At 72.5% G+C, this 15,177-nt stretch carries 17 protein-coding genes; 6 read left to right on the forward strand and 11 right to left on the reverse strand.

Features of this window, described 5'->3' with window-relative positions; genetic code table 11:
* Window positions 1-52: 52 nt before the first annotated feature.
* The 4 genes from Mco01_RS16110 to Mco01_RS16125 form a co-directional block, all read right to left on the reverse strand.
* Window positions 53-1,465 (reverse strand): MFS transporter, encoded by a 1,413-nt coding sequence (locus tag Mco01_RS16110; RefSeq protein ID WP_204057702.1) that lies wholly within the window; start codon window positions 1,463-1,465, stop codon window positions 53-55.
* A gap of 157 nt (window positions 1,466-1,622) precedes the next feature.
* Complete coding sequence (locus Mco01_RS16115; protein ID WP_204057703.1) at window positions 1,623-1,976, reverse strand: ArsR/SmtB family transcription factor; 354 nt, start codon at window positions 1,974-1,976, stop codon at window positions 1,623-1,625.
* A complete protein-coding gene (locus Mco01_RS16120) occupies window positions 1,973-2,419 on the reverse strand; it encodes an SRPBCC domain-containing protein (protein ID WP_204057704.1) in 447 nt (148 codons plus the stop codon). The genes Mco01_RS16115 and Mco01_RS16120 overlap by 4 nt, the downstream gene beginning before the upstream one ends.
* 85 nt (window positions 2,420-2,504) lie before the next feature.
* The gene (locus Mco01_RS16125; protein WP_204057705.1) at window positions 2,505-3,413 is read right to left on the reverse strand and encodes an NmrA/HSCARG family protein; all 909 of its coding nucleotides are present in this window, start codon (window positions 3,411-3,413) and stop codon (window positions 2,505-2,507) included.
* 121 nt (window positions 3,414-3,534) lie between these two features.
* On the opposite strand from Mco01_RS16125, the gene Mco01_RS16130 reads away from it, so the two are divergent.
* Complete coding sequence (locus Mco01_RS16130) at window positions 3,535-4,134, forward strand: TetR/AcrR family transcriptional regulator (protein WP_239103644.1); 600 nt, start codon at window positions 3,535-3,537, stop codon at window positions 4,132-4,134.
* Between the two features lie 16 nt (window positions 4,135-4,150).
* Here Mco01_RS16130 and Mco01_RS16135 read toward each other — a convergent pair whose 3' ends face one another.
* A complete protein-coding gene (locus tag Mco01_RS16135; protein ID WP_239103645.1) occupies window positions 4,151-5,110 on the reverse strand; it encodes an NADP-dependent oxidoreductase in 960 nt (319 codons plus the stop codon).
* Between the two features lie 118 nt (window positions 5,111-5,228).
* On the opposite strand from Mco01_RS16135, the gene Mco01_RS16140 reads away from it, so the two are divergent.
* Both Mco01_RS16140 and Mco01_RS16145 read left to right on the forward strand, forming a co-directional pair.
* Window positions 5,229-6,191, forward strand: coding sequence for a GlxA family transcriptional regulator (locus Mco01_RS16140; protein WP_204057706.1), 963 nt, complete (start codon window positions 5,229-5,231; stop codon window positions 6,189-6,191).
* Between the two features lie 208 nt (window positions 6,192-6,399).
* Window positions 6,400-6,888, forward strand: a complete 489-nt coding sequence (locus Mco01_RS16145; RefSeq protein WP_204057707.1) for an RICIN domain-containing protein — start codon at window positions 6,400-6,402, stop codon at window positions 6,886-6,888.
* A gap of 19 nt (window positions 6,889-6,907) precedes the next feature.
* Here the strand turns inward: Mco01_RS16145 and Mco01_RS16150 are convergent, their stop codons facing one another.
* A complete protein-coding gene (locus Mco01_RS16150) occupies window positions 6,908-7,549 on the reverse strand; it encodes a winged helix-turn-helix transcriptional regulator (RefSeq protein ID WP_239103646.1) in 642 nt (213 codons plus the stop codon).
* Window positions 7,550-7,627: 78 nt separating this feature from the next.
* Here Mco01_RS16150 and Mco01_RS16155 point away from each other — a divergent pair, with 78 nt between their 5' ends.
* Window positions 7,628-8,548, forward strand: coding sequence for an LLM class flavin-dependent oxidoreductase (locus Mco01_RS16155; RefSeq protein WP_204057709.1), 921 nt, complete (start codon window positions 7,628-7,630; stop codon window positions 8,546-8,548).
* 99 nt (window positions 8,549-8,647) lie between these two features.
* On the opposite strand, the gene thiD is transcribed toward Mco01_RS16155, so the two are convergent.
* The 3 genes from thiD to Mco01_RS16170 all read right to left on the reverse strand — a co-directional run bounded on the left by thiD (window position 8,648) and on the right by Mco01_RS16170 (window position 12,038).
* Complete coding sequence (thiD, locus tag Mco01_RS16160) at window positions 8,648-9,445, reverse strand: bifunctional hydroxymethylpyrimidine kinase/phosphomethylpyrimidine kinase (RefSeq protein ID WP_204057710.1); 798 nt, start codon at window positions 9,443-9,445, stop codon at window positions 8,648-8,650.
* A 72-nt stretch (window positions 9,446-9,517) separates the two neighbouring features.
* Window positions 9,518-11,002: a hypothetical protein gene (locus tag Mco01_RS16165; RefSeq protein ID WP_204057711.1), complete on the reverse strand. Its 1,485-nt coding sequence runs from the start codon at window positions 11,000-11,002 to the stop codon at window positions 9,518-9,520.
* Window positions 11,003-11,072: 70 nt separating this feature from the next.
* On the reverse strand, window positions 11,073-12,038 hold the full coding sequence (locus Mco01_RS16170) for a thiamine-phosphate kinase (protein ID WP_204057712.1): 966 nt from the start codon (window positions 12,036-12,038) through the stop codon (window positions 11,073-11,075).
* Between the two features lie 50 nt (window positions 12,039-12,088).
* On the opposite strand from Mco01_RS16170, the gene Mco01_RS16175 reads away from it, so the two are divergent.
* The gene (locus Mco01_RS16175; protein WP_036331334.1) at window positions 12,089-12,322 is read left to right on the forward strand and encodes an Lrp/AsnC family transcriptional regulator; all 234 of its coding nucleotides are present in this window, start codon (window positions 12,089-12,091) and stop codon (window positions 12,320-12,322) included.
* A 27-nt stretch (window positions 12,323-12,349) separates the two neighbouring features.
* The gene (locus Mco01_RS16180; protein ID WP_204057713.1) at window positions 12,350-12,790 is read left to right on the forward strand and encodes a DUF3515 domain-containing protein; all 441 of its coding nucleotides are present in this window, start codon (window positions 12,350-12,352) and stop codon (window positions 12,788-12,790) included.
* Here Mco01_RS16180 and Mco01_RS16185 read toward each other — a convergent pair.
* Together Mco01_RS16185 and Mco01_RS16190 are read right to left on the reverse strand one after the other, a co-directional pair.
* Window positions 12,787-13,902 carry a D-alanine--D-alanine ligase family protein gene (locus tag Mco01_RS16185; RefSeq protein ID WP_036331329.1) on the reverse strand — a complete coding sequence of 372 codons (1,116 nt, stop codon included), beginning with the start codon at window positions 13,900-13,902 and terminating at the stop codon, window positions 12,787-12,789. The two genes, Mco01_RS16180 and Mco01_RS16185, sit on opposite strands and share 4 nt — an antisense overlap.
* Window positions 13,903-13,942: 40 nt before the next feature.
* On the reverse strand, window positions 13,943-15,172 hold the full coding sequence (locus Mco01_RS16190; RefSeq protein ID WP_204057714.1) for a trans-sulfuration enzyme family protein: 1,230 nt from the start codon (window positions 15,170-15,172) through the stop codon (window positions 13,943-13,945).
* Window positions 15,173-15,177 lie beyond the last annotated feature (5 nt).

The following is a 15,177-nucleotide window of genomic DNA, read 5'->3' on the forward strand; positions in this document are numbered from 1 at the left end:
CGATCCCGGTGGCGGGCTCTCGCGTTTCTCCGGCGTCAGGCGCCTGAAGGGGTCAGCCGGAGGACGCGGTCAGGGACTCGCCTGCCCCTGCCGGCACACGCACGGCCGGCGTGGTCCTGCCGGGGCGCAGCCCGAACCAGACGACGACCACGCTGACGAGCGTCACGGCCACGTCCACGCTCAGCGCCAGGTGGATACCGGCCAGCTCCGCGCTCCGTGTCGCGGCGACGGCGCTCAGGATCGGGATGCCGATGGAGACGGCCACCTGCTGGGTCATCGTGGTCAGGCCCGTGGCCAGGCCCTGCTCCTCGTCCGGCAGGCCTGAGGTGCCGGTCACCGTGTACGCCACGATCGCGGCCACATGCCCGAAGAACCCGACGAACAGCGCGGGGACCAGCATCGCGACCGCCGTCCGGTGGGCGTCGAGGAACACCAGCGGAAGGATCGCCACGCCCTGCACCAGCATGGCCGTGGCCAGGACCCTGCGACCGTCGAAGCGCCCGACGAGGCGTCCGGCGATCACTCCCGCCCCCACGGCCGCCAGGCCGGGAACGCCGAAGACCAGGCCGGTGATCAGCGGGGAGAAGCCCAGGATGCGCTGCAGGAAGAGCGTCATCAGGAAGATCATGCCGGTTTCCATCGTGAAGAGGACGAGTCCCGCGTAGTTGCCCCACATCACCGTGGGCCGCCTGAGGATGCGGACCGGGGCGAGCGGCGCGGAGGCCAGCACTTCGATCACCGAGAACAGGGCCAGCAGGACGACGCCGACCAGGGCCGCGACGATGCTCCTCTCGACGACCGCGTAGACGACGGCCAGCAGGCCGCCGGTCACGGTGATCGCCCCGGGTAGATCCAGCTTCACCCGCTCGGGAAGACGGCTTTCGCCGATCACGAACGGCGTGCACGACAGGACCAGCACGGCGACCGGTATGTTGATCAGGAAAGCGGCCCGCCAGCTCAGCAGGCTGACCAGGGTGCCGCCGACCAGCGCGCCGACGGTGAAGCCGCCGGAGAGCAGCGCGCCGTTGAGGCCGAGGGCGCGTTCGCGCATCGCGCCTTCCGCGAACGTGGTGGTGAGCAGGGACAACGCCGCAGGGAGCGCCATCGCGGTGGCGACGCCCTGCAGCGCACGGGCGGTCAGCAGGACACCGGGGCTGGACGCGAGGCCGCCGAGCAAGGAGGCCCCGGTCAGCAGGACCATGCTGACCATGAACAGTTTGCGGCGGCCGAACAGGTCCGCGAACCGGCCGAACAGCAGGGCGAAGCCCGCCGACGGCAGCGTGTAGGCAGAGGTGATCCAGGGCAGATCGGCCACCTTCATCCCGACGCCCGCGCCGGTCTCCGGCAGCGCCACGTTCAGGATCGAGAAGTCGACGGACACCATGAACCCGGCGCCGAGCAGGACAAGGAGAACTATCCGCTGCCTGCTGTTGAAATGCGGCGGCGAAGGTGCGTCGGCAGTCATATGTACGGGTCCCTTCTGAGAGAACGTGGCGTCGAGCGTCCGTTTCACGGCACGCCGCGCCGCCCCGGCGAGCCGCCGAGGCGGCCCGGGGTCGGACGAATGTCCTGATCAGGGAAAGAAGAACAACCACAAACGGGAGCGGCCGGATCCGGGATCGCTAGAGAGAATCCCGCTCCGTCACCTCGGCCACGCGCTTGATGCCGGCCAGTCGCCGATCCCATTCGCCCGCGAGCGCGGCCATCCACCGCGCCGTCGCGTCCAGCGCAGCGGGCCGCACCGCGTAGCGCACCTCGCGTCCCGCCCGACCGCCGGAAACCAGCCCGGCGGCGTCCAGGACGGCCAGGTGCCTGACCACGGCCTGCCGTGAGACGGGAAGTCGTTCGGCGAGCGTCGTCGCCGTGGCCTCGCCGTGCGCGGCGAGCAGATCGAGCAGCTGACGCCGCGTCGGGTCGGCCAGGGCGGCGAGGACGCCGTCGACCGCCTCCGCGGCGCCGCCGCGTTCGTGCGTCACACGGATGACTGCTCGGCGCGCGCCTGGAACGCGTCGAACACCTCGGACCAGCCGCCGGTGTTGAACCGCAGCGCCCTGTCGCGCAGCTCCTCGGACGTGTTCAGCGTCGCGAATCCGCTCTCGACGACACGCAGGAGCGTCTTGTCGCCCTCCGCGCTCACGGTGAACTCCACGAGAGTGCTGTTGTCCTCGCGCAACTCTTCCCCGGGGAACGCGCTTGTCCAGCGGTACGCCACGTAGGTCGGCGGCTCGACCTTCTCCACGCGCACCACGACCTCGCCGAGGTTGGGGTTGTGCGCGACCAGCGTCGCGCCTTCCCTGGCCACGGTGCCGGCCACGCTCGCCTGCTCGGCCACCCAGAAACCGGGTTCGGCCACCAGCGACCAGACCCGCTCCAGGGATGCCGCGATCAGGATCTCGCGTTCGATCCGATCCTCGCTCACAGGAGGACTCCTTCTCTGCCGTGCCTGTTGTGCAACTCCAGACTTGCACGTCTGGAGCTTCATGTGCAACCCGAAGGTTGCGCGATTATCGGCCGCCGGCCAGGAAGGCGGCGATCTGGGCGGCGCCGGTGCGCTCCAGCCAGGTGCGCAGATCCATCGCCTCGGGGTGGATGCGGCGGGTGGCGGGGATGTCCGCGCGGTAGCCGAGCTCGTTGAGCCACTCGTACGCGAACGCGAAGTCCTCGCTGAGGGCCCGGATCGCGTCGATCGGGACCTGGGCGTACGGCAGCGGGCGGCCGAGCGCGCGCTCGATGGCCGCGGCGATCTGGACCGGCGTGAGCTCGTCCCCCGCCAGCGCGACCGCGCGGCCGATCCACTCCTCGGGCTGGGAGAACGCCAGCGCGGCGACGAAGCCGACATCGTCCACGGCCATGATCTGCTGTGGGACGCCGGGCGCGAGGGCGGTGGTGAACGCTCCCCCTTGCAGGGCGTATCCGCTCGTGAAGTTCTCCATGAAGGAGACCGGCCGCAGGATCGTGGCGGGCAGGCCCAGCCCGGCGATGTGCTGCTCGATCCGCCACTTGCTGATCAGGTTCCGCGGCAGCGTCTCGCTGCCGTGACGGTCCGCGCCGGCGATCGAGGTGAAGACGAAATGCTCGACGCCGGCGGCGTGTGCCGCCTCGGCGACGTTGATCCCCCAGCGGACCTCGTCGTCGGCGCCGAAGTCGGGCGCGGTGCCGGGAGAGCCGACCGTGGGCTGGACGCTGAACATGCCGTAGGCGCCGCGCGCCGCGGCGACCAGGGAGGCGACGTCCTCCATCTCCGCCCGCACGACCTGCGCCCCGAGGCTCGCCAGCGCACCGGCCGGCGCCCCGTCCGGATCACGCGTGAGCGCGCGCACCCGCCAGCCGCCGTCCAGCAGGTGCCGGGTCACCGCCCGGCCCTGCAGACCGGTCGCCCCCACCACGACGACGGTCCTCGCAGTCGATTCCATGACTCTCCTCGAGCTCGTCCCTGCCGGCGAAGGCCACGTCCCACTAACTGGGGTGGCCCTCCGGTTATCGTCCGATACGATATGGAGGACCACCCCGGTTAGCAAGTCGTCAGGAGATTCCGTGCCCAAGGACGCCACCGCCCCGGCTGCACGGCCGATGCGCGCCGACGCACGGCGCAACTACACCCGCATCGTGGGCGCCGCCGAGGCCGTGATCGCCGAACAGGGTGCCGAAGCCTCACTGGAGGAGATCGCCAGACACGCCGGGGTCGGCTCGGCCACCCTCCACCGGCACTTCCCCACGCGGCAGGCCCTTCTCGAAGCCGTGTTCAAGAGCAGGGTGGAGGCCCTCTGCGCCAAGGCGCGCGACCTGCTCTCCGACCCCGACCCGGGCACCGCGCTCGTCACCTGGCTCCACGCCGTCGGCGCGCACGCTGTGGCCAACCGCGGCCTCGGGGCCTCACTGATGCGCGGCGCCCGTGACGGCGACCCGACCGTGGGAGAGACCTGCCACGCGATGATCGTCAGCGCCGGCGACGAACTCCTCGCGCGGGCCCGCCGCGCCGATGCCGTACGCCCGGAGGCCGGCATCACCCAACTGCTCAAGCTCGTCAGCGCCATCGCCCTGGCCACCGAGGACGACCCCGACGGCCCGGCCCAGGCGGGCCAACTGCTCGACCTCGCCATCGAGGGCGTGCGCCTGCGCCGGCCCCACGGGTGAGCTCCGCCGGCGGCGGTCATTCCAGGACGTCAAGGACGATCTTTCCGGTGGTGCGGCCGGTCTCGCCCAGTCTGTGCGCCTCGGACGCCCTCGACAGGGGGAGCACGGTCTCGATCCGGGGCCGGAGTCGCCCGGCGGACACCAGGCCGGCGATCGCCGTCAGCGCGGCGTGGTCGGGTTCGACGAGCATGAATCCGGCGTGGACGCCGAGGGCCGCGGCCCGCGGTCGCAGGGCGTCGTCGGCCGGCGAGGCGAGCGAGACCAGCCTTCCCCCGGTACGCAGGACCATGAGGGAACGGGGGCCGTAGTCGCGGCCGACGGCGTCGAGCACGACGTCGACGTCCTGTACCGCCGTGCTGAAGTCCGTGGCGGTGTAGTCGACGAGTTCGTCGGCGCCGAGTTCGCGCAGGAAGGCGTGCTTCTCCCGGCGCGCGGTGCCGATCACGTAGGCGTCGAGCGCCTTGGCGATCTGCACGGCGACGTGGCCGAAGCCGCCGGCGGCGGCGTGGACCAGGATCCGCCGGCCGGACTGGATGCGCGCGGTGTCGACGAGCGCCTGCCAGGCCGTCAGCGAGACCAGCGGCAGGGCGGCCGCCTCCACGTGGCCGATGTTCGCCGGTTTGCGGGCGAAGTGCCGAGCGGGCGCGGTCACGTACTCCGCGTACGCCCCGCCCTGGTGGGGGAATCGGGGCATTCCGAAAACCTCGTCGCCCTCCTGGAACAGCGTCACCCCGATGCCGACGGCCTCGACCGTCCCGGAGAGGTCCCAGCCGGGAACGGGCGGATCGTTCCACAATCCGAGCCCGCCGTCGGCCCGTTGCTTCCAGTCGGCCGCGTTGACCCCCGCCGCGTGGACCCGCACCAGGATCTCGCACGGCCCCGGTGCGGGCCGCGCGACTTCGGCCTCCCGCAACAACTGCGGCCCTCCCCATGCCCGCACCGTGATCGCCCGCATCCGTGGACTGGTCTCGCTCATGCCGTACGTGCTCCTCTTCGACGCGCCGGGCTCCGCTTCACGCGGCCGGTGCCCAGTGTGCAAGCGGCGCCGAACGGCCACCATCGGCCTGAATGTCACTTTGTGCCAGGATCTGGCCATGCATCGTGTGGTCGTCCTCGCCCTCGACGGCGTCATCCCGTTCGAGCTCGGCATTCCGTCGAGGATCTTCGGTGAGGCCGTCGGCGCCCACGGCGAACGGCTGTACGAGGTGATCGTCTGCACGGTCGACGGGCGGCCGGTGACCGGCGGCGCGGGCTTCACCATCGGCGTCGAGCACGACGCCGGGGCGCTCGCCGGGGCGGACACCGTGGTCATCCCGCCGTCCCGCGCCCTCGGGCCCGTGCGCGAGGAGGGCCGCCTGCCCGCGCCCCTGGCCGCGGCGTTGTCCCGTGTCCGGCCGGGCGCCCGCGTCGTGTCGATCTGCACGGCCTCGTACGTGCTGGCGGCGGCGGGCCTGCTGGACGGCCGGCCGGCGACCACGCACTGGCGGGAGGCGGAGCACTTCCAGCGCACCTTCCCTCGGGTCAGGGTCGATCCCGGCGTCCTGTTCGTCGACGACGGCGACGTGCTCACCTCCGCGGGCGCGGCCGCCGGGGTGGACCTGTGCCTGCATCTGGTCCGGAGGGATCACGGCAGCGAGGTCGCCAACCGGGTGGCCCGCGGCTGCGTCGTCCCCCCGTGGCGCGACGGCGGCCAGGCGCAGTACATCGAACGGCCCGTCCCCCAACCGTCCCGGACGACCACCGCCGCCACCCGGGCCTGGATGATGAAGCATCTGGACCGGCCCCTGACGCTGTCCGAGCTCGCCGCCCACGCGGGGACGAGCGTCCGCACCTTCACCCGGCGGTTCCGCGACGAGGTCGGCATGACGCCGGGTCAGTGGCTGATCAGGCAACGGGTGGAACGGGCCCGGCACCTGCTGGAGAGCACCGACCTCGCGATCGACCAGATCGCCGACCGGAGCGGGATCGGCGCCCCGTCGTCCTTCCGGCAGCACTTCCGTGCGATCGTCGGCGTCTCGCCCGCCGCCTACCGCCGTACCTTTCAGCTCGGGACCTGACCGCCCGGCCGCGCCCACGCGATCACGGCCGGCTCCGTGTGACGCGTCTCACTCGGCTGCGGTGACCGATTCTCCCTCGGCGGCGGGTCACAACACCGACCGAACCACGCGTGGTCTCTTCCCGGCCGCCGTGGTCCGAGGCCGACAAATGGAGGAAAGAGTGCGCAGCTTAGGCTCTGCCGGTGTACCGGCGGCCGGAACGTCATCGTTGCACACGAGGGGGACATCCCTGGCGCGCAGACTCGCAGCAGCGCTGTTCACCGTCATCGCCGTCACCGGCGTGGGCGTGCAGGGGGCCGGGGTCGCCGGCGCCGCCACCAGCACCATGCACGTGGTGGGGTACTGCGCGACCCCACAGGGTGACGGCACCGCCAACGGCACCGTCATCACGGTGTGGCCGTGCACAGGCGCGGCCAGCCAGGTGTGGACCTACGTCGACGGGGAGATCTACAACCCGCACAGCGGCAAGTGCCTCACGGCGAAGGGCGACGCCAACTACACCCCCGGCACCGTCCTCACCTTGTGGACCTGCTCAAACGCAACTTCCCAGACGTACGGCGTCTACTCCGCCTACATCACCGCGGTCGGCGGTCTGATGATCACTAACAAGGGCGACAGCTTCGCCCGCGGTACGTACCTGACGCTGTGGACCGCGAACTATCCCCCGCCCCTGTCACAGGAGTGGACCGTGAGCTGACCGAGGACGCCGGCGTCGCTCACCGCGCGACCGGGACGGCCGCGAGCAGCCGCTCGACGGCCGCCCGGTCTCCGGTGACGGCCAGCCGCCCCCTCGCGACCGCCTCCGGGACCGTCAGCCGTCCGGTCACCAGCTCGGCGAACGTGCGGGGGTCGGTGGTCAGAACGGCGTCGGGGGCGGACGGACTCTCGCGGGTGACGCGCAGATCTCCGCCGGCGACCTGGATCACGAACTGGTCGTACTCGAAACGCACCGCGTAGGTGGCGGTGAGATCACGCACGCCGCCGGGGTCGAACCGCTGGCGCAGCGCGAGGACCGCCGCGTCAGGGCCGATTTCGGCGTCCAGGTCGAGCCGGGGCGACCGGCGACCCCACCGGCCGAGGTGCGCGATGACCGTCTCCAGGTCGGCTCCCCACTCGGTCAGCTCGTACACCATCCCGCTGACGGGCGGCCCGAGTCGGCGTCGCCGGACCACGCCGGCGTCCTCCAGCTCGCGGAGCCGCTGGGCGAGGATCCGGGCGTTGATCCCGGGCATGCCGCGTTCGAGGTCGGAGAACCTCTTGGGACCGAGCAGCAGATCGCGCACCACGAGCAACGCCCACCGCTCACCGATCACGTCCAGCGCATGGGCCGTGGCACACGCCTCGCCGTAGCTTCGCACGGGCGAAAGCATAGCAGATGCTTCTTTTCTAATATCGACTACTTGTATTTCGTAACCTTCGCCGCGTACGGTTCGATCATGCGATTCGCCATTTCCATCCCACAGTTCGTCTCCGACGGCGGCTTCGACCCGGCAGGGCTGCGGCGGTATCTCCTTCGCGCCGAGGAACTCGGCTTCCACAGCGCCTGGACCGGGGAGCAGGTGCTCGGCACCATGCCGCATCTCGGACCGGTCGAGACCCTGGCCTACGCCGCCGCCTGCACCGATCGGATCCGGCTCGGCTGTGCCGCGATCATCAGCTCGCTGCACAGCCCGGTCCACTTGGCGAAAAGCCTGAGTTCCCTCGACCAGCTCAGCCGCGGCCGGCTCGATGTCGCCATCACCACGGGCGGGCGGTTCCGGCCGTTCGCGGCCTTCGGCGTGGAGCCGGACACCTTCGTCGCGCGTTTCACCGAGGGACTGCGCCTGATGAAGGAGATCTGGAGCAACGACCGGATCGACTTCGACGGGCGATTCTGGCAGTTGTCCGGTGCGGCGATGGAGCCGAAGACGTACCAGAAGCCGCATCCGCCCATCTGGTTCGGCGCCGCCGCGCCGGCATCGCTCCAGCGTGCCGTCCGTCTCGGTGACGGCTTCTTCGGGGCGGGCTCGGCCACCACGGCGCAGTTCGCCGAGCACGTGCGCATCGTCCGGCAGGCGCTGCGCGACCAGGGGCGCGACCCCGCCGGCTTCCCGATCGCCAAGCGGATCTACATCGCCGTCGACGACGACGCCACACGTGCCCGCGAACGGATCGCCGCCTCGCTCGACGCCCTCTACGGCTATTACGGACTCGGCGGCCTGGCCCCGGTGGCCGTGGCGGGCACGCCGGACGACTGCGTGCGGGGCGTCCGCGACGTGATCGACGCCGGGGCGGGGTTGATCCTGCTCAACCCGATGTTCGACGACCTCGAGCAGATGGATCGCCTCGCCACCGAGGTGCTCCCGAAACTCCACTGACGGGAACCGGCCTGCGACCGGCGCTCCAGACCGCCGGGTCCCCTGTCCCTTGCGACGGGTCCGGACGGCGGTCTCACCGCGCGACGCGGCTCCGCGTCATCACCGGGAGCGCCAGCGCCAGGCGTGGTCGACGGGGCCGATGCCCGAACCGAGGGGAAACCCCCGCTCGATCGCCCCGGTGACGTACTCCTTGGCCCGCAGCACGGCCTCGGGCACGTCCTCGCCGAGCGCGAGACAGGACGCGATCGCGGAGGCGAGGGTGCAGCCGGTGCCGTGGGTGTGGCGGTTGTCGTGCCGCTCGGCGCGGAACCGGTGCTCGCTCGTGCCGTCGGTGAGCAGGTCGACCGGCTCGCCGGGCAGGTGGCCGCCCTTGATCAGGGCCCACCGCGGGCCGAGGGCCAGCACCGCCTCGGCCGCCCGCGGGAGGTCGTCCTCGTCCTCGACCTTGACCCCGGTGAGCTGCTCGACCTCCCACAGGTTGGGGGTGACGACGGTGGCGGTGGGCAGCAGCAGGGACTTCACGGTCGTGACGGCGGCGGGCTCCAGCAGGCTGTCGCCGTGCTTGGACACCCCGACCGGGTCGACGACGACCGGCGCGGACACTCCGGCGAGCACCTCGGCGACGGTCTCCACGAGCACCGGCGAGGCCAGCATGCCCGTCTTGATGGCCTGCGCCCCGATGTCGCCGAGCACCGAGTCGAGCTGGGCCCGCACCGCCTCGGGCGGAAGCTCCCAGTAGCCCTGCACGCCGAGCGAGTTCTGGGCCGTGACGGCGGCGATCACGCTCATGCCGTGCACGCCCAGGGCCAGCATCGTCTTGAGATCGGCCTGGATCCCGGCGCCGCCGCCCGAGTCCGAGCCCGCGATCGTCAGCACGCGTGGAGGGGTGGTCGTCATGCGCCCATCCAACCAGGCCCCTTCGGCGACCCGCCCTGTGCCCGCCGCCCGGCGGGAGGCCGGTGGAAGAGGTCAGTGGAAGCGGTGGCGGGTGGAGGCGTCCACCGTGCACTCCCCGCCGGCAAGTGTGCACTGGTCGAGAGGCTGCGGATCGCCGTCGGCCTCGAACGAGATCCGCACGTCGTCGCCCTGGGCGAGCGGATCCGGCGAACTGAGGACCAGCGTGTCGCCGCTCTGCCGCCACTCGGCGCCCTGGACGTCGACGACCTGGCCGCCGACCGGGATCTCGACCGACCACGAGCCCAGGGCCGCCGCCTCGTTGCGGATGCTCAGCGCCGCCGCGTACCCGTTCCCGTCCCGCCGCGTCACGGCGAACCGCAGGCTCACGGACCCGGCGGGGACGCCGGCCTGCAGCGTGGTGTCCTGGCCCGCGCCCTGGTCTGCGGCGTCGGGAGAGGCGTCGCCTCCGGCGGAGTCGCCGGCCGAGCCGGACGGGGTCGCGTCCCCGCCGTCGCCGGTCGTGCCGGTGGACGTGTCACCGGCGTCGGGGGCGCCGTCCGAGCCGGAGGAGGCGTCGTCGCTCGTCGGCCGGGAGTCCCCCTTCGCGGGGGCGTGGGAGGGGGTGGTGCGGTCGTCCTGGGCCCGCGCCCTCGTGTGCTGGACGCCAGGCGGGGTGGCGGTGGGGATCGGCGTGGACGGGGCGGAGGGCGGCGCCGTCGCCCCGGCGTCGCCTGCCGCGTCATCGGAGGAGGCGTCGCCCGGAGAGCCGGAGGCATCGGTGCCGCCCGAACCGCCGCCAAGAGCGAGCACGCCGGGGGTGGTCGGGCAGGTGGTCCCGCAGCCCGCGTGCGGCGGCTCCAGGGTCAGCGCCGTACGGCCGGCCATCAGGCGCACGCCGCCTGCCGTGACGCCGACGGCGAGCAGCACGGACAGCCCCGAGACCAGGGCCATCCTGCGCAGACGGCGCGGCGGCTGCGGCTCCTCGCGCCAGCCCGACCCCAGGAAGCCCCTGCCCTCGCCGTCTCCCGCGCCGCCGCCCAGGGTGTAGACGGCCATCGTCTCCCCGGTGGGGCGCTCGTCCCGCCCGGACGCCGACGCGGCCGTTCCCGTGCCGCCGGAGTAGACGCCCTGCGCCGCCGGACCTCCGTCCCGTACGGCCGTCCCCGCGCGACCGGAGTGGACGCCCTGCGCGCCCTCCCCCGGCGTCGGCGAGGCGGGCAGGTCGTCCCGCAGCCGGAAGACGCCGGGGGGCGGGACGTCCACGGGCGGCGGGTCCGCGACCGCCGGGAAGCCGGACGTCGCCGCGTGCTCGGCGGCGAGCCGCTCGGGGGACAGGGCGGCGAAACCCAGGCCGTGGGGGCTGGTGGTCTCGTGGACCGGCCAGGCGGTGTCTCGTTCGCCCGGCCGCTCGGTCCCCCGGCCGCCGGTGGGTGGGTCGGGCCAGCGGAAGGTCAGGTCGCCGGACCGGTGGGCGTCGCCCGCCTCGTCCGTGGGATCGGAGAGATCGGAGGGATCGTTTCCCTCTCCGGCCTGTCGTCCTGCCGTGTGGCGGCCCATGACGGTCCTTCCTGTTGGCGACCGCCATACTTAATAACAGATCTAATACGCCTTTGTCACAAATTTCACATCATCCACGGAAGTGGTCCCAGCCCCCCGTGGTCCTGGTTCGTCCCGTGACCTGCACGCCTTCCCCCTCGACGACCCTCCCCACAACGGTCCAGGAGGGCGGGAGCCGCACGTGATGGGGGAAGGTCGCGGCGAGCGCGTGATCCTCGCCGCCGCTCAGCACCCACTCCAGCGGGTCGGTCCCCAGCAGGGCGGCGGCGTCGGCGAGCGCCTCGGGGACCGGCAGCGCCGCGGGGTCGAGCACGATCCCGGCCCCGCTCGCGCCGGCGACGTGCCCGAGGTCCTGGAGCAGGCCGTCGCTGACGTCGAGCATCGCCGTCGCGCCGAGCCCGGCCGCCTCGGGCCCGCACGCGTACGGCGGCAGGGGACGGCGATGGGCCTCGACCAGCGACGTCAGCGGGCCGGTGGCGGCCACCCCGGCCTCCAGGAGGGCCAGACCGGCCGCGGCGTGCCCCAGACGGCCCGCCACGGCGACCACGTCCCCCACCCGGGCGCCCGACCGGGTGACCGGGGCCCGGCCGCCGAGGTCTCCGAGCGCGGTGACGCCGATGACCACGGTCTCCGACCTGACGATGTCCCCGCCGGCAACGGAGGCCCTGACCAGGTCGCACTCCTCGCGGAACCCGTCGGTGAGCGCGTCGAGCCACTCGGTGGAGGCGTCCGGCGGCAGGCCCAGCCCCACCACCAGGGCGGTCGGATCGGCGCCCATGGCCACGACATCGGCAAGGTTCTGTGCCGCGGCTTTACGTCCGATGTCGTAGCCACTGGACCAATCGCGGCGGAAGTGCCTACCCTCGACCAGCAGGTCTGTGCTGACCACGACGCGTCCGTCCGGCGCCCGGAGGACCGCGGCGTCGTCGCCGGGTCCCAGCAGGACGGCGGCCCCCTGCGGCAGCCGTCCGGAAATTCGCTGAATTACTCCGAATTCGCCGAGATCTCCGACTGTGATGGCACACCCCTTGTGCATTCGAGGTACGGTTACGCTCCGGCACTGATCTCTACCACCCGGAGGGCGTCATGGTGCAGGCCTACATCCTTATCCAGACCGAGGTCGGCAAGGCGGCGAACGTGGCCGGGCAGATCTCCGGGATACCGGGCGTCACGCAGGCCGAGGATGTCACAGGCCCGTACGACGTGATCGTCCGGGCCGAGGCCCGTAACGTTGACGAGCTGGGCAAGCTGGTGGTGGCGCAGATCCAGGCCGTGGAGGGGATCACCCGCACGCTGACCTGCCCGATCGTGCACATCTGAGATCGCGGGGCGCGGAGCGGGGAAGCGATGGGCGTGCGGGCCGCCGCGGCCGGGACGGCGCTGCTGGTGGCCGTCCTGGCCGGCTGCTCCGGGACGGTCCGGGTGACGCCGCCCTCCCCGACGGGGACGGCGGCGGCCGACTGCCGGGCGCTGACGACCGCCCTCCCCCGCACGCTGGTGGGCCTCGACCGCGCCGAGACCGACCCCCCGTCGCCGTACGTCGCCGTCTGGGGCGAAGGGGAGATCGCCCTCCGGTGCGGGGTTGAGCGGCCGGCCGCCATGGCGCCGACGGCGGAGGTCTCGGACATCAACGGCGTGGCCTGGTTCCAGGACCCCCGGACGCCGGCGCTGTTCACGGCCATCGGCCGGGTGGCGTACGTGGAGGTGACGATCTCCGCGCAGCACCAGCCGGGAGACGTGCTGGTCGACCTGGCCGGTCCCATCAAGGCGGCGATCCCCGAGGGCTAGCGCAGCCCGGCCGGCCGGTCCAGCGCGAGCCGGATGAGCCGGTCGACCAGGTCCGCGTACGGCAGGCCGGTGGCGGCCCACAGCTGCGGCGCGACCGACAGCGACGTGAACCCGGGCATCGTGTTGATCTCGTTGACGATCAGCTCGCCGGAGGGCGTGTAGAAGAAGTCGACCCGGGCGAGCCCCTCGCAGCCGAGTGCCTCGAACGCCTGCACCGCCATGCCGCGCAGCGCCTCCGTGGCCGCGGACGGGATACCGGCGGGCACGTCGAGCGCCATCTGGTCGGGGTAGTACTTGGCCTCGAAGTCGAAGAACTCGTGGTCCCCCCGGACGAGCACCTCGCCGGGCAGGCTCGCCTCCGGCGGAGCGTCCCCCGGCGACTCCAGCACCGCGCACTCGACCTCGCGTCCGGTGATGGCCGCCTCCACCAGCACCTTCGGGTCGTGCTCGCGGGCCCGCTCGACGGCGGCCTCCAGCGACTCCTGGTCGTGGGCCTTGCTGATGCCCTGGGACGACCCGGCGCGGGCGGGCTTGACGAACACCGGCCAGCCCAGCTCCTCGATCTCCTTGAGCACGCGGCTGCGGTCGAGCCGCCAGTCGCGGTCGCGAACGACCACGAACGGCCCGACCGGCAGGCCGGCCGAGCGGAGCACGAGCTTCATGTACGCCTTGTCCATGCCGACCGCGCTGGCCAGCACACCAGACCCCACATAGCGGACGCCGGCCATCTCCAGCAGGCCCTGGATGGTGCCGTCCTCGCCGTACGGGCCGTGCATGACGGGGAAGACGACGTCGACCCGGCCGAGCGAGCGCGGGATGTCGCCGGGGTCGAGCGCCATGAGCGACCCCGGCTCGGTCGGGAGCGCGAGCGCGGTCCCGGAGTCGTCGACCTCGGGGAGCCGCCCCGACTCGATGGCGTACGTCTGGCTGTCTGAGGCAAGCACCCAGCGCCCGTCCTGGGCGATGCCGATGGGGACGACCTCGTATTTCGTCCGGTCGATCGCCTCCAGCACGCTGCCCGCCCCCATCAGGGAGACGGCGTGCTCGGAGTTGCGGCCACCGAAGACGACTGCCACGCGCACGCGTGACGACGACTCGCGATCCTCGTTCATGATGCCCGAATCTACCGTGTTCGAGGGGCAAAACGGCTTGTCAGCCGCGTGTCGGGCTTGTCGTGCGCAAAGCGTCGAGCGCCGAGGCCACGTCCACGATGAGGTCGTCGGCGTCCTCCAGGCCGATCGAGAACCGTACGGCCCCCGCGTCGACGCCGGAAAGGGCCTCGTCGGAACGGGTGGCCGAGGCGAGGTGGGCGACCCGGGTGTGCGTCCCGCCGAGGGACGACGCGATGCCCGCGAGACGCAGCCCGTTCGCCAGTGCCGCGCCGGCCTCGTAGCCGCCGTGGGGGGTTACGGTCACGCACGCGCCGAAGCGGGTGCCCTCGGGACCGGCGTCGAAGAGCTGCCGGGCCATCTCGTGCGCGGGGTGGCCGGGCAGCCCGGGGTAGTCCACCCGCCGTACGGCGGGGTGCCTGGCCACGGCCGCCGCGAACTCCATGGCCGTCGAGCACATGCGCCGCATCCGCAGCGTGAGCGTCTCCAGCCCGCGGCGCAGCAGGAAGGCGTCGTCCGGCGACAGCGAGGCGCCGGTGTCCATCCTGACCTGGCGGATCTGGCCCATGAGGTCGGGACGCCCGACCACCACGCCCCCCGTGCAGTCGTCGTGGCCGCCGAAGTACTTGGTCGCCGAGTGGACGACCAGGTCGGCGCCGTGCTCCAGCGGGCGGCACACGATCGGCGTGGCCGTCGTGGAGTCCACCACGAGCAGCGCCCCCGCCTCCCGGGCGATCTGGTACAGCCCCCGGATGTCGGCCACCGTCATCGTCGGGTTCGCCAGCGTCTCGGCGTACACGATCCGGGTGGACGACCGCACGGCCGCCGAGACCCGGCGCAGGTCCGAGTAGTCGACGAAGTCCACGGCCACGCCGAACCGGGCGAGGACCGTGGTGAGGAGGGAGTAGGTGGCGCCGTACAGCGGCGCGGGGGCGACCACGTGCGACCCGGAGCGCAGGAACGTCAGGAAGACGCCGGTCACGGCCGCCGTCCCGGACGCGAACGCCTCGCCGGCCACGTCCTCAGGCGCGGCCGCGCCCTCCAGCGACGCCACGGCCGCCGCGAAGGCCGCGACCGTCGGGTTGTCGACGCGGCTGTAGGCGAAGCCGGTCCTGCGGCCGGCGAGCACGTCGCCGTACTCGGCCGCGTTCTCGAAGCTCCAGGCCGCCGAGCGCCACACGGGCAGGCCGATCGGCACCTGGCGGGGCAGCGGCGGGGAGGGCAGGTGGACGGCCCGCGAGTTCTCCCCCAGCTTCCTGCGGCTGCGCCTCATCGGGC

Source organism: Microbispora corallina (assembly GCF_016863035.1).
GTDB lineage: Bacteria > Actinomycetota > Actinomycetes > Streptosporangiales > Streptosporangiaceae > Microbispora > Microbispora corallina.

Excerpts from the sequence above, each read along its gene's own strand:
- Mco01_RS16110 (WP_204057702.1), bottom strand. The coding sequence starts at position 1,465 with ATGACTGCCGACGCACCTTCGCCGCCGCATTTCAACAGCAGGCAGCGG.
- Mco01_RS16125 (WP_204057705.1), bottom strand. The coding sequence starts at position 3,413 with ATGGAATCGACTGCGAGGACCGTCGTCGTGGTGGGGGCGACCGGTCTG.
- Mco01_RS16135 (WP_239103645.1), bottom strand. The coding sequence starts at position 5,110 with ATGAGCGAGACCAGTCCACGGATGCGGGCGATCACGGTGCGGGCATGG.
- Mco01_RS16140 (WP_204057706.1), top strand. The coding sequence starts at position 5,229 with ATGCATCGTGTGGTCGTCCTCGCCCTCGACGGCGTCATCCCGTTCGAG.
- Mco01_RS16155 (WP_204057709.1), top strand. The coding sequence starts at position 7,628 with ATGCGATTCGCCATTTCCATCCCACAGTTCGTCTCCGACGGCGGCTTC.
- thiD (WP_204057710.1), bottom strand. The coding sequence starts at position 9,445 with ATGACGACCACCCCTCCACGCGTGCTGACGATCGCGGGCTCGGACTCG.
- Mco01_RS16165 (WP_204057711.1), bottom strand. The coding sequence starts at position 11,002 with ATGGGCCGCCACACGGCAGGACGACAGGCCGGAGAGGGAAACGATCCC.
- Mco01_RS16170 (WP_204057712.1), bottom strand. The coding sequence starts at position 12,038 with ATGCACAAGGGGTGTGCCATCACAGTCGGAGATCTCGGCGAATTCGGA.
- Mco01_RS16175 (WP_036331334.1), top strand. The coding sequence starts at position 12,089 with ATGGTGCAGGCCTACATCCTTATCCAGACCGAGGTCGGCAAGGCGGCG.
- Mco01_RS16180 (WP_204057713.1), top strand. The coding sequence starts at position 12,350 with ATGGGCGTGCGGGCCGCCGCGGCCGGGACGGCGCTGCTGGTGGCCGTC.
- Mco01_RS16185 (WP_036331329.1), bottom strand. The coding sequence starts at position 13,902 with ATGAACGAGGATCGCGAGTCGTCGTCACGCGTGCGCGTGGCAGTCGTC.
- Mco01_RS16190 (WP_204057714.1), bottom strand. The coding sequence starts at position 15,172 with ATGAGGCGCAGCCGCAGGAAGCTGGGGGAGAACTCGCGGGCCGTCCAC.